Genomic DNA, 22,029 nt, shown 5'->3' with positions numbered 1-22,029 from the left:
CAGATTTCAGACGTGGGGAAGCCGGGACAGACGATCCTGCCCCGACATTTTCACCCATTCGTAGCTGCGCGATTTATCGCGCGATAAATCGCGCAGCTACGGGGATGTCTGGTATTACGCGAGGGTGTTACAAACGCACCCGATACAACGACGTGGTGGCGGTGATATACAGCTCGTCACCCTGCGGGCCGCCCAGCGTACAGTTCGATACCCGCTCCGGTAACGCAATTTTGCCGCGCGTCTGACCGCTGCTGTCGAAGATGATCACGCCGTCGGCACAGCTACAGTAGATATCGCCGTTCGCCGCGACACAGAAGCCGTCAGGAAAACCCGGTGCCACCTCGGCAAAGAATTGCCCAGCCACCAACTCGCGACCATCCACCTTGTAGACGCGCAATTGGCGACGCCCCAGCGTGGGGAAATCCACCACCGACATATCGGCCACGTACAGCAGGCTTTCATCGGGCGAAAACGCCAGGCCGTTGGGACGTTGCAGATCGCTGGCGGCGATACTGAGCTGCCCGCTGGCCGGATCGAAGCAGTAGAGATAACAACCGATCACCTGGCTGTGGGCGTGATACCCCTCCTCATCGTTGACAATCCCGTACGGCGGATCGGTGAACCACAGGGTGCCATCGGAACGTACCACCACATCATTCGGTGAGTTAAAGCGTTTGCCCTCGACCTTATCAATCAACAGCGTCACGCTACCGTCGTGCTCGGTACGGCTGATGGCGCGGCGACCATGTTCACAACTCACCACTCGCCCCTCAAGGTCACGCGCGTTACCGTTGGCATAGTTGGCGTTGGCGCGCCACAGGCTCAACTCACCGTTGCGCTGCCAGCGGAACATCCGGTTGCCTTTGACATCGCTAAACACCACCGCATCCTGCTGCGGCAGCCATACCGGGCCTTCGGCCCAGATGGCGGGTGAACAGAGTTTTTCCGGCTGCATCACTGTACGCCCCAGATGGTTTTGTAGTGTCCCTGATAGTTGTTCGCCGGGTCGTAGTTGTTTTCCGGGCCGCCGTCGTTGGCGATATTGTCTTTGGTGATCAGATGCGCCGGCGTTACATAGCCAGAGGAAGGTTGACCGGCAAAGGCGCGGTTGAACTCATCCAGCAATTGCCAGCCGTGCAGCTTGAGCGGCTCAGCTACCGTGGCGATCTGGCTGTCGCTGTTACGGATACGCTGGAAAGCCGAGATGGAACCGTCACCGGCAGAAATATTGAAAGGCGCATTGCTGCCTCCTTTACCTGCGGTTTTGAGCGACGGAGCCATAAAGTCAAAATAGAGATCGTTGATCGACAGCGCGTACTGGAAATGATCGCCGTATTTCTGCAACAGGCTGAAGGTCATGGAAGGCATACGGTTGGCGGTATCCGCCAGCGGCGTATCGATAAATTCCACCACCTTGCAGCCGCTGCACTTCTCAATCTCCTGCTTCATGGTGTTGGCCTTGTCCAGCGCGATTTGGTACAGCGAGTCGGTGAAGATCAACACCTGCGCCTTACCACCGGATTTCACCACGGCATATTGCGCCGCCAGCCGCGCCACATCATTGGAATCGGAGGTGATATTGTCCGTCACGCCATATTTTGCAATCGGTCCCGGCTGCGGTTCAGCATGCCAGGCCATCAGCACGATCTTTTGTTCTTTGGCTTTCTTCAGCGGGATTTTTGCCACGTTCGGGTTCCACCCACCAATCACGATGCCATCCGGGCGCTGGGCAATTGCCTGATTCAGCGCCGCGAGCTGGTCTTTCACCGAACCGCCACCATCCAGGGTTTCCAGTTTCCATCCCGCGACCTTCGCCGCTTCACTCAGCCCTTGCTGCACCCCCTGCACCCCACCGTTTTTCATATCAGAGGCGATAAAGATGATTTTTTTGTTCGGTTGCAGTTTGGGGCCGGTGGTCGGCCCATCCCAGGTGCTCGAACTGGCGGTGGCCTTTGCCACGGCAGCGGTCGCCTGATCCAGGTAGCTGTCAGCCTGCGCGGAGGCGGAGGCCACCAGCAAAGCGGCCAAGGTAAGACTCAATGCCTGATTTTTCATAATGAATTCCCTGGTGTGATGGTTTTTTGTTTATGGTCAGGTGCAGAGGTCGGTGCGCTCTGACTGCGCACCACGGCTTTTTGGTTCAGCAGGCGGCGACGCTGGGCGTAACCGGCAAGCGTAATCGACAGCAACAAGGTCGCGCCGTTAAATAACGGTTCGACCCAGAAGTCGCCGCCAAATTGTTGGATCCCGGCAATACCGATGGCGAGGATGGCGATACCCACCACGGTGCCCCAGATGTTCACCCGTCCCGGACGAATGGTGGTGCTACCGAGGAAAGCCCCCACCAGCGCTGGCAACAGATAATCCATCCCGACGCTGGCCTGACCCACGCCCTGTTCAGCCGCAATCAGCACGCCGCTGAAACCGGTCAACACGCTGGAGGCGATAAAGGTCCCGATGATGTATTTATTCACCGCAATGCCGTTGAGGCGCGCGGCAGTGGGGTTGCCACCTACCGCATACATGCAACGGCCCAACGGGGTATGTTCGGTGACGAGCCACAGCACCAGCGCAACGATCAACACATAAAACGCGCCGATGGGAATGCCGAACAACTCGGTATGATGCAGCGCGCTAAAGGCATCCGGCAGATCGCCAACAATTTGCCGACCACCGGAGTGCCACAGCGCCACGGCGTACAGCACGGTGCCGGAGCCGAGGGTGGCGACAAAGCTGTCAATATCCGCTAACGCTACCAGGATGCCGTTCAGTAACCCGTAGAGCGCCGAGATCACCAGCACCGTCAGCACCGCCATCTGCCACGAGAAGCCGTACTCCACCTGAAGGGTAATGGCGAGGATATGCCACAGCACAATGCCGAAACCGACGTTCAGGTCGATCTTGCCGACAATCATTGGCAAGGTCGCCGCCAGCGCCAGCAGCGCAATCTTGGCTTTACTGGCGAGGATCGCCTGTAAGGTCAGCATGGTGGCAAACGACGGTGACAACGCCGAGAACAACAGGGTTAACACCACACATAACAGCAACAGGCCGTAGCGGGTCATTATCTGCATCGACCAGGGGGCAAAGCCATGTTGCGCAAGGCTGACCCGCTGCTCCAGCGCGGTGGATTTGACGGATGTTTTTGACATAATTTTTCTCCTGCCTTCCTTTTCAGACGGTGGTTAATGGGGCAGCGCTGCTGGCAGAGGCCAGCTCCAGCAAACCGGCAAAGGTAACCTGTTCATTTTTTAATTCGCCGACCACCTGACCACGGTTAAACACCAGCGCGCGGTTGCAGATATGGGCGATCTCTTCGAGGTCATTGGATATCACCAGTACCGCCACGCCCTCGGTCAGCGCTTTATTCAGCAGGTGATAGATTTCTTCGCGCGCGCCCACATCGACGCCTGCGGTAGGGTCTTCCAGAATCAGCAGCGGCGCATTGAGATGCATCCAGCGCGCCATCACCACCTTCTGCTGGTTGCCGCCCGATAAGGCGCTGATGTCGAGATTGACGTCTTTCGGACGCACATCGAATAACTGAACTTTCCACCAGCTGGCACCGATTTCGGCACGCCGTCCATAGCGTGACAAAAGCCGATGACCACTGGCGCAGGGATTAAGAAACAGGTTTTCACGCACGCTCATCGACATCACCAGGCTCTCGCCGGTGCGATCCCCCGCCACCAGCGACACGCCAGCCGCCATCGCCTGTTGGGGCGTCTGTGGCTGATACGCCTGGTCACGGAAGCGCAGCGTCCCGGCGGTGGCCTGACGCAAACCAAACAGCAGGCGGCCAATTTCCTCTTGCCCGGCACCGCGTAAGCCAGCCAGCGCCAGCATTTCGCCCGGTTGCAGGCTGAAGCTGACCGGCCCGACTTCATCAATGCAGAGTTGATCCAACACCAGCACCGGTTTGCTCGCAGCCGGTAGCGGTTGCCGTTGATTCCCTTCCAGCGCCTCCCCAACAATCATCTCCACCAGATCGTGCAGTTGATAATCGGCAGTGTTGCCTTCTGCAACGCGTTTACCATCACGCATCACACAGATGCGGTCGGCAATCTCAATCACTTCATCAAGGCGGTGGGTGACGTAAATCATGCCAACTTTGCGACTTTTCAGTCGGTTGATGACGTCGAACAGGTGACGCACATCGTTGGCGGGTAACGAGGCGGTAGGTTCATCCAGCACCAGCACTTCGGCGTTGACCGCCACTGCGCGCGCAATCGCCAGCAGGGATTTCTCGGTGCGCGACAGTTCAAACACGCGGGCATCCGGGTCCAGCATGATGCCGACATCGTTCAGGGCTGCACGCGAACGCTCGCGCACCGCCCGCCAGTCGATCAAGCCGAGACGACGGGTAAAACCCATCACCAGCGCCATATTTTCCGCCACCGTCATCCATTCAATCAGCCCGAGATCCTGATGAATAAAGGCGATTGGCTGCCGGGTGGCGGTTTTCAGACTGGCGGCCGACGCGATGCTGGCGTCGTGAAAGCGGATATCGCCCTCATCCCGGCTATACACTCCGGCCAGCACTTTGATCAGCGTGGATTTTCCGGCACCGTTTTCTCCCAGCAGGGCAACCACCTCGCCGGGAAAAACCTCAAGACTGACATCATTAACGGCGGGATTACCGCCAAAGCGTTTGGTGATATGGCTCAGAGTAAGAACCGGTGTACCCGGGCTATGCTGCATTACCGCCTCCTGCAAACTCCTGGTGAGCATTAACAGCGGCGACAGCATCAAAACACCGCTAAATTTCAACATACGAAATACGATTCCAAAAAATACTATTCCTGGTGCGCAGGAAAAGCAAAGAAGTAGCGAGGATAAATTTCATTAATAAACATATAGTTATAATTCGTGTTGCGGATTTGTGATGCATCGCTCACTTCGGTAAGGGGTGGATTTTCGCCGAAAGTCACACTAAACCTGGCGAAGGATTCCCAGGCTGAAGTGCATGGGTTAACATCTGGCGACTGCTCTTTTATCGGAGTGGGAAAACTAAGAGGAAGCGTGGATGGTGGTTAAAGTAGCGAAAGCGAAGGAAGAGAAGAGTGACAAGCCACTGGGGACGCAGAGCTTGTTTCGTGGGCTGCAACTGATTGAATTACTGAGCAACTACCCGAACGGTTGCCCGTTGGCCCATCTTTCTGAGTTGTCCGGGATGAACAAAAGTACCGTGCATCGCCTGTTGCAGGGTTTGCACAGCAGCGGTTATGTCACGCAGGCACCCTCGCCTGGCAGTTACCGCCTGACCACTAAGTTTATTTCTGTCGGACAGAAGGCCCTCTCCTCCCTCAACATCATCCATGTCGCTGCCCCGCATCTGGAGAAACTGAATCTGGAAGTGGGCGAAACGGTCAACTTCTCCAGCCGCGAAGATGATCATGTGATCCTGATTTATAAACTGGAACCCACCACCGGGATGATGCGCACCCGTGCCTATATCGGCCAGCATATGCCGCTGTATTGTTCGGCGATGGGGAAGATTTTTATGGCCTGGGGCAGCGAAGAATATCCGGCGCATTACTGGCAAAGCCATCAGGACAGCATTCAACAGTTGACCAAAAACACCATCACTACGCTCCCGGAGATGCTGGAAGAACTGAAGTCCATTCGTCAGCAGCAGACGGCAATGGATCGCGAAGAGAATGAACTGGGTGTTTCCTGCATCGCCGCGCCGGTGTTTGATATTCAGCAACGGGTGCCTTATGCGGTGTCGATTTCACTGCCCACCGCCAAGATGCAACAGATTGGGGTGAAAAAACTGATGGGTCCGGTGGTCGCCACCGCCCGTGCGATTTCGGAAGAGCTGGGATACGTGGTGCCGCAAAAGGCGTGTACCTTACCGTAAAAAAATCCGTACCGTAACGGCGCGATTTATCACGCAAGTTTTACCCCACAAAGGTCAAAAGCGCGCGATAAATCGCGCCGCTACGTCAGCATACGAGCTCGCTTTCGCTACACTGCAAAACGCACCTTAGTGAAATCAGGGAAATCGGATGTCAGACGCAGCTCTCCAGCATTTCTTACCCGCTACGCAGGCATGGTTCCGAGCCACTTTTGCTGCCCCCACCCCCGTTCAGGCGGAAGCCTGGCAGGCCATCGCCAGTGGTAAAAATTGCCTGGTGATTGCACCAACCGGATCGGGTAAAACGCTGGCGGCCTTTCTGCATGCCATCGATGCGCTATTTCGTGAGCGTAGCCAGACAGATGCGGTTGCCCGCAGTCATAAAACCCGCATTCTGTATATCTCGCCGGTGAAGGCGCTGGCCGCCGATGTGCAGCGCAACCTGCAATTGCCGCTGGCGGGGGTGGAGGCACAACGCCGCCAGCAGGATGAAATGGAAATCACCGTGCAGGTGGGGATGCGTTCTGGCGATACACGCAGCGCTGAGCGGGCGCAGTTGCAACGCCGCCCGCCGGATATCCTGATCACCACGCCTGAGTCCCTGTTTCTGATGCTGACCTCCAAAGCGCGCGAAACGCTGCGGGGAATATCCACGGTGATCGTCGATGAAGTCCATGCGGTAGCGGGCAGCAAACGCGGCTCGCATCTGGCGCTCAGTCTGGAACGACTCGATGCATTGCTGGCGCAACCGGCGCAGCGGATTGGGTTATCCGCGACCGTACGTCCCCCCGAGGCCGTGGCGCGTTTTCTCGGAGGGGTGGGCGAAACCCTGGTGGTCAATCCGGCGGCGAAGCGTCCACTGCAACTGACCATCACCGTTCCGGTGGCGGATATGACTGACATCCAGCAACGTCCGGACTGCCAGGCTGCGCAGGATGCCACGCTCGCCGCCGGGTCGATCTGGCCGCATATTGAAGCGGGCATTCTTGACGAAGTGCTGCGCCACCGCGCCACGCTGGTGTTCACCAACTCGCGCGGGCTGGCAGAGAAACTCACCGCGCGCCTGAATGAACGCTACGCCCGCCAGTTGGGTGAGCAGCCGACCGCACCGGAAGCCTCCTTTGATTACGGTTCCTTTACCGGCGGCACGGAAAAACGCACGCAGACGCAGGACAACCTGATCGCCCGCTCGCACCACGGTTCGGTGTCAAAGGAGCAGCGCCTGGAGATTGAATCCGCCCTGAAAGCCGGTGAACTTCGTTGCGTAGTGGCGACCTCCAGCCTCGAACTGGGTATCGATATGGGCGATATCGATCTGGTGATTCAGGTGGGTGCGCCACTGTCGGTCGCCAGCGCTCTGCAACGTGTCGGACGTGCCGGACATCAGGTGGGCGGCACGCCCAAAGGAATATTCTGGCCCCGTACCCGGCGTGATTTGCTGGATACCGCCGTCACGGTTGAAGCGATGCTGGCAGGCGACCTGGATGCTATCGCCCCGCCTCACAATCCGCTCGACATCCTGGCCCAGCAGACTGTCGCTGCCGCCGCGATGGAGACGTTGCAGCTTGATGACTGGTTTGCCCTGGTACGGCGCGCCGATCCGTTCCGCTCGTTGCCACGCGCCGCGTTCGAAGCGGTGCTGGATATGCTGGCCGGACGTTACCCCTCAGACGAATTCGCCAATCTGCGCCCGCGCATTATCTGGGATCGACATAATCACACCCTGAGTGGCCGCCCCGGTGCGCAGCATCTGGCTGTCACCAGCGGCGGCACCATCCCGGACCGTGGCATGTTTAGCGTGATGCTGCCGGAAGGAGAAGAACAAACTGGCGCGCGGCGAGTCGGGGAACTGGATGAGGAGATGGTGTATGAATCGCGGGTGAACGACATTATTACCCTCGGCGCTACCTCCTGGCGTATCCAGCAAATCACCCACGATCAGGTGGTGGTGGTGCCAGCACCGGGGCGTTCGGCGCGTCTGCCATTCTGGCATGGCGAAGGTGTGGGGCGTTCTGCCGCATTAGGTGAAGCCATTGGGCGCTATCTGCGCGAGGTTGATCAGGGTGCCCCCATAGCCGACACCCTGGATGACCATGCCCGTCATAATATCCAGACGCTGATCGCCGAGCAGCGCCAGGCGACCGGCGTGCTCCCCACCGACCGCACGCTGCTGATTGAGCGTTGTCGGGATGAAACCGGCGACTGGCGTGTCATCCTGCATTCACCCTATGGTCAACGCGTCCATGCCCCCTGGGCGCTGGCGGTGGCTGAGCGGATCACCCGGATCATGGGCATCGATCCCGCCGTGGTGGCCAGTGATGACGGTATCGTCGCCCGCTTTCCCGATAGCGACGGTCGCGTACCTGGCGCTGAATTGTTCCTGTTTGAGCCGGATGAACTGCAACGGGTGGTGAGCCAGTCGGTCGGTCAGTCGGCGCTGTTCGCCGCCCGCTTCCGCGAGTGTGCCGCCCGCGCCCTGCTGCTGCCACGCCGCAATCCGGGCAAACGCTCGCCGTTATGGCAGCAGCGACTGCGTGCCGGGCAGTTACTGGAAGTCGCCCGCCAGTTCGATGATTTTCCCATCCTGATCGAAACCGCCCGAGAATGTTTGCAGGATGTTTATGATCTTCCTGCCCTGCACCATCTGATGGCACGTCTGCAACAGGGAGAGATCCAGCTGGCAGACGTCACCACCGAATCCCCTTCACCTTTTGCAGCACCGCTGTTGTTCGGTTATGTGGCGGAATTTATGTATGCCAGCGATGCTCCCCAGGCGGAGAAACGCGCATCGATGCTGGCACTGGACAGCGAACTGCTGAAGCGGCTGCTCGGTGAAGTGGATATGCGTGAGCTGCTCGATGCTGACATGGTGGCGCGGGTGGAACAAGAGTTACAGCACCTGCCCGCCAGCTATCACGCCAACAGTATCGAAGCGTTGTCAGACCTGCTGCGCGAGGTCGGTCCGTTAACCCAAGCAGAACTGGCGCTGCGCTACAGCGGCGATGAGGCGTTAAGTGATGGTTTGCAGGCTTTGCAACAGGCACAGCGCATCTTTTGCGTCAGCATTGCCGGTGAGACACGCTGGGCGCTGGCAGAAGATGCCTCGCGTCTGCGTGATGCGCTGGGATGCCGCGTGCCGGATACACTGCCGCCAGCCTTGCTCCAGCCCGTGACACGTCCGTTATATGATTTGCTCCAGCGCTATGCCCGTACCCACGCGTTATTCACCGGCAAAGACCTCGCACGTCACTTCGGCCTTGGTATCGCCGTGGTGACCGATGCGCTGGAAGAATTACGTCAGCAGGGCAAACTGATGAAAGGTGACTTCACCACTGCTGACGATGATGAACCGCAGTGGGTGGCGGAAAATGTGTTCCGTCGCCTGCGCCTGCGCTCGCTCCAGGCGGCGCGTGAGGCCACGAAACCGGTTGATCCGGCGGTCTATGTCACCCTGCTGCTGGAGCGTCAGGGAGTCATCAGCGATGCCAGCGCGCGTGAGGCTCAGGGGGCGTTGAGTGGCGTCAACGGCGTGGTGCGGGTGATTGAACAGTTAGCGGGAATTGCCCTGCCTGCCGCGCTGTGGGAAACGCAGATCCTCCCGGCGCGGGTCCGCGATTATCAGCCTGCGATGCTGGACGAACTGCTCTCCAGTGGCGAAGTGGTCTGGCATGGACAGCGTACCGCAGCAGCCGCAGAAGGGATGGTGTCACTGCATCTGAGCGAGTATGCCGCCGAAACCTTGCCACCCGCGGATCAAGGGCAAAACGTCGCCCTGACGCCGTTGCAACAACAGATCCTGACGCTGTTACAGGATGGGAGCGGTTGGTTTGTGCGCCAACTGGTCCCGCGCCTCACGTCTGAGGTAGGCGATCCCACCCTGATTTACCAGGCCATGTGGGATCTGGCCTGGCGCGGTTATCTCACCACCGACACCTGGTCAGCCTTACGCAGCGTTACCGGTCATGCCAGCACACCGCGACCACGTACCCACCGCCATCGTCATGGACATCGGGGGTATGCTGCCCCAACCCGCCTCGTTGCCAGCGGTCCCGGCCTCAATAGCATGGCAGGCCGCTGGTCGTTACTGGCGCGCCCGACGCTGGCCGACACCGAGCGCGCCCTGGCACTGACGGAAAATATGCTCGACCGCTTTGCTGTCGTCAGTCGCGGCGCGGCTATCGCCGAGCAGGTACCCGGCGGTTTTCCGGCATTGCAACCGGTGTTGCGTGGCCTGGAAGATAGCGGCCGTTTGCTGCGTGGCCGCTTTGTCGCAGGCATGGGGGCCGCCCAGTTCGCTGACCACAGGGTGATTGATCGCCTGCGCCAACTCGCCAATAGCCCACGTCAGGTGGGGACCCCGGTAGCGCTGGCGGTGCTCGATCCCGCTAACCCCTTCGGTGTGCAATTGCCGTGGCCGCTCAGCCTGGCCGGAAATCGCCCCACCCGCCGTCAAGGCGCACTGGTGGTGATCGCCGCTGGTCGCGTGTTGTTGTATCTGCCGCAAGGCGGTAAGGAACTGATGACGTTTGCCACCAACGCCACCTTCGATGAACAACATGCCGCAGTGCTGGCACTGGGCGTAGCCCTTCGACGGGAAAAACACCTCAGCTTTACCCTGGAACGTGTTGACGATCAGCCCGCCGGACAATCCCCGCTGCTTGGCGCGCTGAAAGAAGCCGGCTTTTCTCGCGTCCCACGGGGGTACAGTTGGTATGGGTGAAATCGATAACCTGAACTTGTTGAATGTCAGATTTTTTCATAAAATATCTGACAAACGGAGGTCACCATGTCCACAACTCAGGCAATCAGAGAGCTGATTGCGGCACAACCAACCGGGGAACCTTTCACTCCCTCACTGTTTGCCGAAGTGGGTTCCCGTGCATCTATCGATCAAGCGCTTACTCGTTTCTGCAAATCCGGCCATATTGAGCGAATTGGTCATGGGCTTTACCTCGTTCCCCGAATCAACCGTTTTGGATTAAAAGTTATGCCTTCCGCAGAAGTGGTCGCCAGAACGGTAGCCAAAGTAGAGGGTGCCCAAATTGAGATCCATGGCGCAGAAGCCGCAAGACGCTTTGGCTTCACCACCCAAATGCCGGTACAACCGGTGTTTTATACCAGCGGTACAACGCGCAATATTCAATTGGGTAAAATGACCCTGCGTTTACAACATGTTGCCGCGCGAAAATTGGTGCTGGCAGGACGTCTGGCTGGACAGGCGCTCTCGGCATTGTGGTATCTGGGACGACACCAGGTTTCACAGGAAACCATTGCCTGCATCAAAGAGAGACTCCCCGTGGAAGAGTTTCAGGCGCTTTGCAATGCAAAATCAGCGATGCCATTTTGGATGATCGAGGCACTAAATCAGTATGAAAAACAAGGAAGTTATAAATCATAGGGTCGCTTCAGCAACGCAATTTCACTTTCTACATCTGGAACTGGCCGATCAGGCAGACATTCTCAATGCCCTCTCTGCACAGACAGGCCGTCGGGCTGAGATTCTCGAAAAAGACATATGGTTGTGTGAAGTATTAACCCTGCTCTTTGATTTGCCGTGTCGTAAGCCTATGGCTTTCAAGGGCGGAACCTCTCTTTCGAAGGTCTACCAGGCCATTGAGCGTTTTTCCGAAGATATTGATGTCACCATTGATTACCGCAGCTTGTTGGATGAAGAGATAGCGCTTCAAACGCTTTCCCGCAGTAAACGTGAAAAGTTGTCTGATACTTTAAAACACAGACTTGCCGAACATATTGCAACTGCGTTAGCTCCCGCCCTGCAAACCTCCTTGAAGCGATCTCACCCAGGTAAAAGTATCAACCTTGAGGTGAGTACAAATGGCGAAGAATTGCGCATCTTTTATCCCAGCGCAGTTAATCACAGTAGTACCTACCTGCGCCCTCATATTCTGATTGAATTTGGTGGACGTAATGCGGTGCTCCCTCAGGATAAACTAACGATTACCGCTGATATTGCATCTTATTTACCCGACATGATTTTTCCTGTCGCCCGTATCTCCGTCTTGTCCCCGATGAGAACGTTCTGGGAAAAAGTCACGCTCATTCATGCCGAATGCCATCGTCCAAACATCAGGGAAAATGCCCACCGTCTTTCACGACATTGGTATGACCTGGCACAACTGGCCTCACATAAAACTGGTCATTGTGCTTTGAACGATTTGTCACTGTTGCTGGATGTTGTGCAGATTAAGAAAACGTTCTTTTACAGTGGGTTCAGCAATTACGATGCCTGCTTATCTGGAGGGATAAGATTATTACCTGAAAAGGAAATGCTGAGTGCACTGGCGCGCGATTATAAAGCTATGCAGGCTGCCGGAATGTTTTATGGCGCAGACCTGGCCTTTGACATCATTATCGATCGCTTACAAACCCTGGAAACCGTTGCCAATCAAAGCATATCATCAGCAAGGCACACATTTTAGCGCCTTGCTAATGATTAACGTTTTCAGTAACTCACCACCGTCACCCAGTTCGCATCGCCACCAGCGGGTGCGCTGCCAACGCGTTTGAGCACCCCACTGCGTCGATTAATGGCGTAGCTGCCGGTGACGTTGCTTTTCTCTCCGCTGGCAATCAACCAGCGTCCATCGGGCGAAATCGCAATGCCGCGCGGCTGTTTTTCCACCGGCCAGCTGCCGATTAAGGTTAATTTGCCATCCTGCTTATTGACGCGATAACCCGTTACCGTGCTACTGGTGCGTTCGGTCACATACAAGAAACGACCATTCGGGGTGATACGGATATCCGCCGACCAGATACGCGGCGTGGGATCGTTGTAATCGGCCAGGCGCTCACGACCATGTTGCAGATGATATTGCGCTGCCACAGCGTTGGGCCACTCGGCGATTTTTTTCAACGCGCCGTTGGGCTGGCGCTGAAATTGCGTAATGATGCCGCCCATCTCACCAATGTTGTACAGATAACGGTTATCCGGCGACATGACGGAATGACGCGCACCATTCTCGGCTTCCGTTGCAACAAAACCGCTGCCAATCGGCGTCAGGCTGCCGTCCGGGGTAAGATTGAGTTGTAACACCCGGTCGGTCCCGAGGTTGCCAACATAAACTGAACGGCCGGTTGCATCGCTAATCACCGAGTGCGCGGCATGGCCGGTTTTATACGCAGCCACCGGCGGTGCAATAACCTTGCCGTCAGCGGCCAGACGATAAACGTGCACCACATCGCCATCATAGGAAGAACCCAACAGAAAACGCCCCTGACTGTCGGTACTGATATAGGGATAACTGGCTGCGGCCGGGGTTTCGTTGGCCTGCAATAAATCGCCGTTTTGCGCATCAATCGTCCAGCTCATCAACCTTAAGGGCTGGCTGCGGATCGCGGCATACAAGCGATGATGATCGGCGCTCAGCACCATCGGCATCACTTTCCCCCCTGCGGAGGTTTGCCCGAGTAAGGTCAGCGCGCCGGTTTTCTCATTCAGACTGTAACGGGCAATGTTGCCGTCACTGGCTTCGGATACATAAACAAAGGTTTGCGCCAGCAATGGCGCACTAAAAGTCAGCGCCGTAAGCAACGCCAGACGTAGAGCTATTTTCATTATTATCTCCGCGATTCAGGAGCAACCCCAGGCAGGCTGCTTCACCGCCTACAGATATAGGCGGCATTAAGCCGCCGGGTAATGTGTGATTGCCCGACGCGCTTTGGGCATCCTGACAAAGGGCACACCATTTCAATGGGTTAGTGTTTTTTAGCGCAAAAAGTTTAATCCAGGATTGTGCACTGGCTCACTGGTGGCGGATGGCTTAACATCAGGCGCATTGATGATGGAAACGGAGTCCGGTATGACGAGTTTGCGCTTGTTAGTGTCCCAATCAAACGACCCCTGGTTTAACCTTGCGGTGGAAGATTGTATTTTCCGCCAGATGCCCACCACCCAGCGCGTGTTGTTTCTCTGGCAAAACGCGGAAACCATTGTGATTGGGCGTGCGCAGAATCCGTGGAAAGAGTGCAACACCCGGCGCATGGCGGAAGATCACATCAAGCTGGCGCGCCGCAGCAGTGGCGGTGGCGCGGTGTTTCACGATTTGGGTAACTGCTGCTTTACCTTTATGGCTGGCAAACCGGAATATGATAAAAGCGTCTCGACCGCGATTATCCTGCACGCGCTGGCGAGTCTTGGCATCAGCGCAGAGGCTTCGGGTCGTAATGATATCGTGGTCAATGTGGCGGGCGATGTGCGCAAGATTTCCGGCTCAGCCTACCGCGAAACACCCGATCGTGGTTTCCATCACGGTACTTTCCTGATGAACGCAGATCTGTCACGGCTGGCGGATTATCTCAATCCTGACATCAAAAAATTGCAGGCCAAAGGGATTAGCTCCGTGCGCTCACGCGTGGCAAATCTGATCGAACTGATGCCGGATATCAGTTATGCAAAAATTTGTGACGCGGTCACGCAGTCGTGGTTCGCGTACTATCAGGATCAGTGCCAGCCTGAATTTATCTCCCCTGAAGCCTTGCCTGATTTGCCCGGTTTTGCCGAACAATTTGCCAAACAAAGCAGTTGGGAGTGGAATTTCGGCCAGGCACCGGATTTCTCCCATCTACTCGATCAACGTTTTAGCTGGGGCGGCGTGGAGATCCATTTTGACATTGAGCGCGGCAGCATCAGCCGTTGCCAGATCTTTACCGATAGCCTGAATCCGGCACCGCTGGAAACGCTGGCAGCACGTTTAAGCGGCGTAATATACCGCCCGGAAGCCGTTGCCGCGCAACTGACGCGTCTGGAACGCGAATATCCACAACAGCAGGCCGAACTGGCGCAGTTGGGGCAATGGTTGCTCGCCAGCCTGCGTTGAGTACATTGCACTCCATCACCATATGGTTATAATTGACTCACCAAATGGAGGTGCACAATGAAACAATTCACTCTCCCGGCCACCCCTGTAACGCCAGAGCGTTTGTGGCAGTTCGCCGGGTTAAACAGTGCCGATGGCGTGCTATTGATGGGCCAGATTGATGCCGGTCTCGAGGGTTCCGTCGCCAGCCGTATCGTGTCATGGGCGCGTATTACGCAGGCTGATCTGCGCCATATGACCGGCATCCCCGGCACCACCTTTACCCGTGGGCTAAAAAACCGTTTTACTGCGGAGCAGAGCGAACGTCTGGTGCGTTTTATTCGCGTTATGGATCGCGCCGTGGAACTGTTTGAAGGCGACAGAGAAAAGGCGCTGCAATGGTTGAACGAGCCTGCGCGCGCCCTCGGTAATCAAAAACCCGGCGATTTAGTCTCTTCCGAAACCGGCGCTTATGAAGTGCTGAAACTGATCACCCGCCTTGAGCACGGTGTCTATTCGTGAAGTTATATCGGATGACGAAAACGCGTTTTCTCAGCTCGGCGTGGAGCGGCTACGGTGCCAGGGAAGGTGGCGGTCGCTGGAACAGCATCGGCGTATCGATGGTGTACGCTTCCGAAACCGCCTCCCTCACCATGCTGGAAACCCTTATCCACCTGCAAAGCGCCAGCATTCTCGATTTCTTCACCCTGTTAAGCATTGAGGTGCCAGACGATTTAATTCAATGGGTTGATGCGGCGCAATTACCGCAGGACTGGGCGGCCGCGCAGGCCCCCGCTGCGTTGCGTGAGTTTGGTGATTTTTGGATCGACAGCCAGGCATCTGTTGCGTTACGTGTGCCCAGCGCCTTATCGCCGGTTGAGTTTAATTACCTGCTCAACCCCGAGCATCCGCAATTTGCGCCGCTGATTAAAAATGCGGTGGAGATCCCCTTCCGTTTCGATCAACGTTTTGCGCGATAAATCGCGCCGCTACGTAAACCTCTCCCGGACAAAGCCGGTGAGCGCCTTCAACGCCGGTGGCACCAGGCGGTGGCCCGGATAATAAAGACATAGTTCGCCAAGATTAACCTGCCACTCCGGCATTAAGCGCACCAACCTGCCAGCCTGTATATCCGCTACGACATGTCGCTGCGGCAGACAGGCAATGCCCAATCCCCCGGTGACCGCTTTCTGCGCCGAAGCCAGATCATTCACCACCAACTGCGGCTCGACCTGAACCTTATAGCGACGCTGCTGCTGGCTCAGTTCCCAGCGATAAATGCTGCCATCCGCCATACGCATGCAGATGCAAGGATGATCGCTCAACGCCTGCGGCTGCTCCGGTGCGCCACAGCGGGAAATATAGTCGGGGGACGCGACCAGAATCATCTGCAACGGTGGCGTCAGCTTCACCGCGATCATATCCGCCGGGATATCATCCGCCAGCCGGATACCCGCGTCATAACCCGCCGCCACAATATCCACTTTCTCCTTCTGACTGTGGATCTCCGCGCGAATACGTGGATAGCGCGCGAGAAACGGCAGCAGAATGTCGTCATACCACAGCGCACAACTTTCCGGCGGCACATTGATACGCAACGTCCCGGCGGGATCGGCGGGCTGGCTGGCAACTTCTTCAGATGCGCTGCGGATCATCTCCACCGCCGGAGCGATTTTCTGCGTAAAACGCCGCCCGGCCTCGGTTAACCCGACGCTGCGCGTAGTGCGATTAAACAGCCGCACCCCAAGGCGCTTTTCCAGCGCCGCGACAGCATTGGTCACCGCCGAAGGCGAGATCTCCAGCTCACTGGCTGCGCCGCTAAAACTGCCACGCCGCGCCACTGCCAGCACAATTTCAAGTTCACTGATACCGGTTCGATTCATCGATTATTCCGTCAGACGCAATACCCTTTGCAGGGTTAGGCGGATTATAGCGCCAGAGCCCGCGTGCTAACTTGCTCTGCACACCCGCCTGACAAGGAGAAACCCCTGATGCGCTCATTCGAACACATCTATATCAATGGCCGCTTCGTCACACCGACGGGCACCGAGTGGCTGGATATTATCAAACCTGCTGACGGTAGCGTTATCGGCAAAGCCCGGTTGGCAGATGAAAACGATGCATTACAAGCGATTGCGGCGGCCAAAGCTGCCTTTGCCGATTTTTCTCGCCTTAGCGTCGCAGATCGCCTGGCGTTGCTGGCCAATATGGTCGAGGTTCTGCAACAAAGCGAAGAGGCGTTGCACGAGGCGATCCGCGAAGAATATGGCGCCCCTGCTTCGCGTTCGCAGTGGATGGCGCGCTATCCAGCGGACGTCGTGCAACAGGTGATGACCGAGTTGCGCACCTACCCCTTTGTGCAGCAGGCGGGTCGCGCCACGGTACAAATGCTGCCACTGGGGGTGGCGGGGTTGATCACGCCGTGGAACAGCAACGCCGGATTTATCTGCCATAAACTGGCGACCGCCATTGCCGCCGGTTGTACCACGGTGATTAAACCGAGCGAGTTCAGCATCTGGCAAACCGACGTGGTGACCAGGGCGTTAGATCGCGCCGGATTGCCGTCTGGCGTATTCAATATCGTCACCGGACGCGGTGCCAGCGTGGGCCACGCCATCAGTACCAGAGCTGATGTGGCGAAAATTTCCTTTACCGGTTCGACCGAGACAGGTAAAGCCATTTTGCGCAGCGCAGCCGACAGCTTTAAACGGGTCACGCTGGAACTGGGTGGAAAATCCCCCACCCTGATTTTACCTGATGCTGATGCCCGCCATGCCGCCGAGCTGGCGGTGCAGGCCGGCTTTATCAACAGCGGGCAAGCCTGTATTGCCGGTACGCGAATTCTGGTGCCGGAACATCGGAAAGCGGAGTTTGAACATGAACTGACCGCTGCCGTGCAGCGCCAGCGTTCGGGGCCTCCGGCAGATGCCGCGACCACCATCGGCCCGATGATTAACCAGCGCCAATGGGAGCGGGTCCAGCGCTACATTGATATCGGCGTGCAACAGGGTGCCCGTTTGCTGACCGGGGGCGTCGGACGACCAGAGGCTCTGCGTGAGGGCTGGTATGTCAAACCCACCTTATTCAGCGATGTCAGCAATGAGATGACGATTGCACGCGACGAGATCTTCGGTCCGGTGCTGTGCATGCTGACTTACCGTGATGAGCAGGAAGCGATCGCCATTGCCAACGATACCCAATATGGCCTTTCGGCGTTGGTGATCGGCGCAGATGAAAACCATGCCCGCCAGATTGGTGAGCAGATTCTGGCGGGACGCGTGATGATCAATACCCTGACACATGAACCCCGTGCGCCCTTTGGTGGATTTCGTTGTTCGGGTATCGGACGCGAGATGGGACAAGCGGGGATCACCGCATTTCTGGAATCGCGCGCGCTCACTGTCGCGTAGCGGCGCGATTTATCGCGCGGGTTTTTACCGCCCCGCGCACGTAGCAGCGCGATAAATCGCGCTGCTACGTCAGGCTTTTGCCTCCTGCAACAGTTGCTGAATCACCTTTTCCTGCCCGGCGTAATCACCTTCGCCAAACGCGGTGTAACGCAACTGACCATGAGCATCGAAAATGTAATGTGCAGGCCAGTACATATTGCCGAAACGATTCCAGATGGCGTAGTTATTATCGGCCACCACCGGATACGGTAATCCCCACTGCTTGATGGCGCGTGCCACCGCCGCCGGGTCGCGTTCCCACGGATACTCTGGCGTGTGAACGCCAATGACCGTCAATCCCTCCGCCTGGTATTTCTTCGCCCAGTCACGCACATGCGGCAGCGTATGCTGACAATTGATGCAGTCATAGGTCCAGAAATCAATCAACACCACTTTACCTTTCAGATCGGCACGATTGAGCGGCGCGCTGTTGAACCAGGAGGTTCCCCCCTCCAGCCCAGGGAAGCCGCTGTGTGTCTGCTCGACCACCGGCACCGGGGTGATTTTGGGGGCGCTGGCCGGCAGGAAGTGGCTTAAGCGCTGTTCAAGATTTTGCGCCAGCTGCGGACCTGCCTGTAAAACGCCCTGCCTGCCGCTGGCCAGTAACGCCACCGAAGCCAACATCAACACGCCCGCCCCCTGACGTAAACGTGTCATTACCGCCAACCCCGGACGCAGACGGGCCAGCAATCCCCGCCCGGCAAACCACAGCAGCGCCAGCATCAGTGCACAACCGCTGCCATAGGCAATCAGCAGCGAGCCAACGGAGAGGGGATCTTTAGCGGTGATCGCCAGGCTGAGAATCGCCCCCAGCACCGGCCCGGCGCAGGGCGACCACAACATGCCAATCGCCAACCCCGCCAGCAGCGCTGCGGCGAGGCCGCTACGTCGATTGCTGGCGTCATTGATACGGTTACCCAACTGCGTCAAGGGTGCGGTGATTACCTGGGCCGCCCGCGTCGAAAGCAGCGTGATCGCCGTCAGTGCCAGGAATAACAACGCCAGCCAGCGCCCCGCTTGCGTCACCTGCACCACCCAGCTACTGGCGACCGAAATCAGCAGAGACACGACGGTGAAGACCAACACCATCCCCACCAGCAGAGCGACCATCTGACCTTTTTTACCGCGCACGCTGGCAAACACCAACGGGATCACCGGCAACGTACAGGGACTCAGCAACGTCAACATCCCGGCGAGAAACGCAATAATGAATGACATAGGTTTTTTCCCCCTGTGGGTTATTGGGCGTTACTGCCATCGACCGCTTGGGTGATGATCTGCGCGACGCTGGTGGGATGGCTCAACATTGAGGTATGACTGGCGGCCACGCTGCGGGTATGGGCGTGAATGTGCTGTGCCATCGCCCGTTCCAGATCCGGGTTGATCATGCGATCCTGGGTACTAACCAGAAACCAGCTCGGTTTTTGCGTCCAGGCAGCCTGGCTGACTTTGTCACCAAAAGCCGCTGCGCGGATCGGTCCTTGTGTCACCGTCAGGGTTTTCTGCCGGGCCGCCGGGCTATCTTCGGCAAAGTCCTTCGCCACCGTGGCGGCAGGCAAATAGAGGAAACCGTCCGGCGTTTTGGCGATATCCGCGCTACCCGCCGGAGGTGGGTAACTCCCTGCCAGCTCACCGGTGGATTGCCCGGCGTTTGGCGCGAAGGCTGCGATATATACCAAACCTTTGACGCGTGCATCGTTCCCGGCTTCGGTAATCACCGTACCGCCCCATGAATGCCCCACCAGCACCACATTACCCGGCGCACGCGCTATCGCACGCCGGGTTGCGGCCACATCATCTTGTAATGAGGTCAGCGGCAGCTGAACGGAGATCACCTTGAGATGATGGGATTGCAGTTGCGGGATCACCTGATTCCAACTGCTGCCATCGGCGAACGCACCGTGTACCAACACCACGGTGTCAACCGGCGCAGCCAGCGCCGACCAGGATGAAGAGAGGATAACGGCGGCGAGTGTACTAAACAGGAACTTTTTCATCAGAAACCTCGTGAACATGATTGAGTGAAATTAACCACTGCGTCATCTGGCAGTGACGTTATTTAACCCGTTGGTTGTGTTCACAACGTTTCCGCTTCCCCCGGTTTTTGTCGTCTTGCATGTCCGGGGGTGGCGTTGATACATAAAGCTACAAAGTGGTTACGCTTCAGGGGGTGACCGTCACCGCGACAGATTCACCTATCGTCTGCACCGTGCCTGGTCTGGTGACATCATCCGTCAGACCCAGCGTGAATTTTCCTCCCTGCGGGTGCCAAATCTTGTGAATCTTCACTTTTGCCTCGCCTTTGCTGCCAGCTTTCACTTTGAGATAGCTACCAAATTTTGTGCGATCTTCATTCAGGCTAAAGAGATAGTAATCATGACGACCTGCGCTTTCCGGCGGAGCCTGATACTGGATGGTTATGCCCTGATCGGCATCATGACGGGTAAAGGTATCCGGTCCGTTATTTTTTACTCCCTTATAATCCAGTTCATTTTCTTCCTGATTGAGGTTATAGACATAGAGGGTATCTTTTATCGCGACTAACAGGTGATTATTCACCAGGCCAAAACCGCGTGGTACATATATACCGTCGCTAAGCGTGAACAATTTTTCGGCGGTTTTCCCATCAGGTGAAAAGCGCCAGATATCGTGTGCATTATCCCGTGAATCCTTACGGGGTTTAAAGGAGGAATAACTGTATCCAATTCCGGTCTGATTATCGAAAACCGCAGAGGCAATAAATTCAGGACGGGTATCAATGTCCATTGAAGGTGGGAAAATAAACGAAATGCGCTCACCGGTATTAGGATCGAGTTGCCAGATGCCCGCGCCGTTCACCGTGGTTGCGCTGCTAATAAAGAGTGAATTATCAGGCGCAACAACCGCGCGGCTGAAGACATCGTGGGTAAGATCTTCTGAGTAAGGAATCAGCCATTGCAAAGGCGCAGGTGAGGATGAAAATGGCTGAAGTTTTGCCATAAATACGCGTCCCTGCTTTCCGTTAAGGTTGCCAGCATAAACGTTACCTTTATCATCGGTGGTGGCCAGATTAGCGCCAATTAACGACTCACTTTCATAGATAATCGTATTATCGACCAGGTCAATTAGCTGTGCTTTATCCTCACCCAGCAGATAAAGTTTAGACCGATCATGGCTGGCAATGCTCCCTTTGGATGCATACAGATAACGCTCATGCCACTGCGTGGCACCGGTAGTTATGTCATACGCCATCACCGTGGTGTGATGCCGATCGGGCGACCAGATTGGTGCCATTGTGGCATATAAACGCTTGCTGTTTTTATTCAGGAACAGACTGTTGATACTGGTATCCTTTTGGCTAAATACCGTCTCACTCTGCTGTTGTTTAAATTTCACATGATGGATGGAGCCATAATTACGGCTTTCCAGGAAATCAGGATCATAACTCCATTCGGCACGAAAATAAAAATCATCACGGTCGCCAGGTACAATGTTTTCCCGTGAGTCGCATAATATATTGCTATCATAGCGGCTTTTCACTTCACCGGAATAGAGGGTCTTGAAATCATTCTTGACCACGGTGTAGCGTATTACCTTGCGATTGTCATTCATCAGACCCAATAAATAAACATCCCCGACTGGCGTCACATCAAAGGCACATATGGAATCAAAACCGAGATTAATTTCTCTGAGTGGCGATATTTCCGATAACAATGCAGCAGATGCCAATGGCGTAATAGCCAGTCCGAGACTGGCGGCTATCACATAATTCGATATTTTCATAATCAACCCGTTCCCTTAGGTTTAGGCATAATAGTGGCGATTGAGCACCGGTACCCTGTCACGGCCATGAGGTCAGGAAAATAGAAAAAGAATAATTTGATTATGAATTAATGATGATCACAACAGAGGGGTGAGATAAAAT

General features: G+C 56.4%; 17 protein-coding genes. 8 read left to right on the top strand and 9 right to left on the bottom strand.

Going from position 1 to position 22,029, the window contains the following annotated elements:
• Window positions 1–127: 127 nt before the first annotated feature.
• Genes AC6I8R_RS09640 through AC6I8R_RS09625 form a run of 4 tightly spaced genes read right to left on the bottom strand, consistent with a single transcriptional unit; the run spans window position 128 to window position 4,701 of the window.
• A complete protein-coding gene (locus tag AC6I8R_RS09640) occupies window positions 128–955 on the bottom strand; it encodes an SMP-30/gluconolactonase/LRE family protein (RefSeq protein WP_415174903.1) in 828 nt (275 codons plus the stop codon).
• Complete coding sequence (locus tag AC6I8R_RS09635; RefSeq protein ID WP_021183288.1) at window positions 955–2,055, bottom strand: ABC transporter substrate-binding protein; 1,101 nt, start codon at window positions 2,053–2,055, stop codon at window positions 955–957. Before AC6I8R_RS09635 ends, AC6I8R_RS09640 begins: the two co-directional genes overlap by 1 nt.
• Window positions 2,052–3,152, bottom strand: coding sequence for an ABC transporter permease (locus AC6I8R_RS09630; RefSeq protein ID WP_021183289.1), 1,101 nt, complete (start codon window positions 3,150–3,152; stop codon window positions 2,052–2,054). Before AC6I8R_RS09630 ends, AC6I8R_RS09635 begins: the two co-directional genes overlap by 4 nt.
• Before the next feature lie 22 nt (window positions 3,153–3,174).
• Complete coding sequence (locus AC6I8R_RS09625; RefSeq protein WP_497832177.1) at window positions 3,175–4,701, bottom strand: sugar ABC transporter ATP-binding protein; 1,527 nt, start codon at window positions 4,699–4,701, stop codon at window positions 3,175–3,177.
• Between the two features lie 325 nt (window positions 4,702–5,026).
• Between AC6I8R_RS09625 and AC6I8R_RS09620 the strand changes: the two genes are divergently transcribed.
• From AC6I8R_RS09620 to AC6I8R_RS09605, 4 genes are all read left to right on the top strand, one after another.
• Window positions 5,027–5,863, top strand: coding sequence for an IclR family transcriptional regulator (locus tag AC6I8R_RS09620; RefSeq protein WP_021183292.1), 837 nt, complete (start codon window positions 5,027–5,029; stop codon window positions 5,861–5,863).
• Between the two features lie 148 nt (window positions 5,864–6,011).
• Window positions 6,012–10,580, top strand: a complete 4,569-nt coding sequence (locus tag AC6I8R_RS09615; RefSeq protein ID WP_497832176.1) for an ATP-dependent helicase — start codon at window positions 6,012–6,014, stop codon at window positions 10,578–10,580.
• Between the two features lie 66 nt (window positions 10,581–10,646).
• Window positions 10,647–11,258 carry a DUF6088 family protein gene (locus AC6I8R_RS09610; protein WP_497832175.1) on the top strand — a complete coding sequence of 204 codons (612 nt, stop codon included), beginning with the start codon at window positions 10,647–10,649 and terminating at the stop codon, window positions 11,256–11,258.
• Entirely contained in the window at window positions 11,230–12,300 is a 1,071-nt protein-coding gene (locus AC6I8R_RS09605) for a nucleotidyl transferase AbiEii/AbiGii toxin family protein (protein ID WP_497832174.1), read from the top strand. Before AC6I8R_RS09610 ends, AC6I8R_RS09605 begins: the two co-directional genes overlap by 29 nt.
• Window positions 12,301–12,323: 23 nt before the next feature.
• On the opposite strand, the gene AC6I8R_RS09600 is transcribed toward AC6I8R_RS09605, so the two are convergent.
• On the bottom strand, window positions 12,324–13,436 hold the full coding sequence (locus AC6I8R_RS09600) for a lactonase family protein (RefSeq protein WP_497832173.1): 1,113 nt from the start codon (window positions 13,434–13,436) through the stop codon (window positions 12,324–12,326).
• A 244-nt stretch (window positions 13,437–13,680) separates the two neighbouring features.
• Here AC6I8R_RS09600 and lplA point away from each other — a divergent pair, with 244 nt between their 5' ends.
• The 3 genes from lplA to AC6I8R_RS09585 are packed head-to-tail and all read left to right on the top strand — an operon-like array spanning window position 13,681 to window position 15,656.
• Complete coding sequence (gene lplA, locus AC6I8R_RS09595; RefSeq protein WP_415174890.1) at window positions 13,681–14,697, top strand: lipoate--protein ligase; 1,017 nt, start codon at window positions 13,681–13,683, stop codon at window positions 14,695–14,697.
• A gap of 57 nt (window positions 14,698–14,754) precedes the next feature.
• Window positions 14,755–15,198 carry an Xre family toxin-antitoxin system antitoxin gene (locus AC6I8R_RS09590; protein ID WP_497832172.1) on the top strand — a complete coding sequence of 148 codons (444 nt, stop codon included), beginning with the start codon at window positions 14,755–14,757 and terminating at the stop codon, window positions 15,196–15,198.
• On the top strand, window positions 15,195–15,656 hold the full coding sequence (locus AC6I8R_RS09585) for an RES family NAD+ phosphorylase (protein ID WP_036625260.1): 462 nt from the start codon (window positions 15,195–15,197) through the stop codon (window positions 15,654–15,656). The genes AC6I8R_RS09590 and AC6I8R_RS09585 overlap by 4 nt, the downstream gene beginning before the upstream one ends.
• Window positions 15,657–15,665: 9 nt before the next feature.
• On the opposite strand, the gene AC6I8R_RS09580 is transcribed toward AC6I8R_RS09585, so the two are convergent.
• Window positions 15,666–16,559: a LysR family transcriptional regulator gene (locus AC6I8R_RS09580; protein WP_497832171.1), complete on the bottom strand. Its 894-nt coding sequence runs from the start codon at window positions 16,557–16,559 to the stop codon at window positions 15,666–15,668.
• 108 nt (window positions 16,560–16,667) lie between these two features.
• On the opposite strand from AC6I8R_RS09580, the gene AC6I8R_RS09575 reads away from it, so the two are divergent.
• Complete coding sequence (locus AC6I8R_RS09575) at window positions 16,668–18,086, top strand: aldehyde dehydrogenase family protein (protein WP_497832170.1); 1,419 nt, start codon at window positions 16,668–16,670, stop codon at window positions 18,084–18,086.
• Between the two features lie 69 nt (window positions 18,087–18,155).
• On the opposite strand, the gene AC6I8R_RS09570 is transcribed toward AC6I8R_RS09575, so the two are convergent.
• The 3 genes from AC6I8R_RS09570 to AC6I8R_RS09560 all read right to left on the bottom strand — a co-directional run bounded on the left by AC6I8R_RS09570 (window position 18,156) and on the right by AC6I8R_RS09560 (window position 21,887).
• A complete protein-coding gene (locus AC6I8R_RS09570) occupies window positions 18,156–19,343 on the bottom strand; it encodes a cytochrome c biogenesis protein DipZ (RefSeq protein WP_415174888.1) in 1,188 nt (395 codons plus the stop codon).
• A 20-nt stretch (window positions 19,344–19,363) separates the two neighbouring features.
• Entirely contained in the window at window positions 19,364–20,122 is a 759-nt protein-coding gene (locus tag AC6I8R_RS09565; protein ID WP_497832169.1) for an alpha/beta fold hydrolase, read from the bottom strand.
• A gap of 166 nt (window positions 20,123–20,288) precedes the next feature.
• A complete protein-coding gene (locus AC6I8R_RS09560; RefSeq protein WP_497832168.1) occupies window positions 20,289–21,887 on the bottom strand; it encodes a hypothetical protein in 1,599 nt (532 codons plus the stop codon).
• Window positions 21,888–22,029 lie beyond the last annotated feature (142 nt).

The organism is Pantoea sp. X-Soil-OKNW-713 (assembly GCF_059730685.1).
Note: the sequence above shows the minus strand (reverse complement) of the source record. Positions and strands in the feature narration are given on the sequence as shown.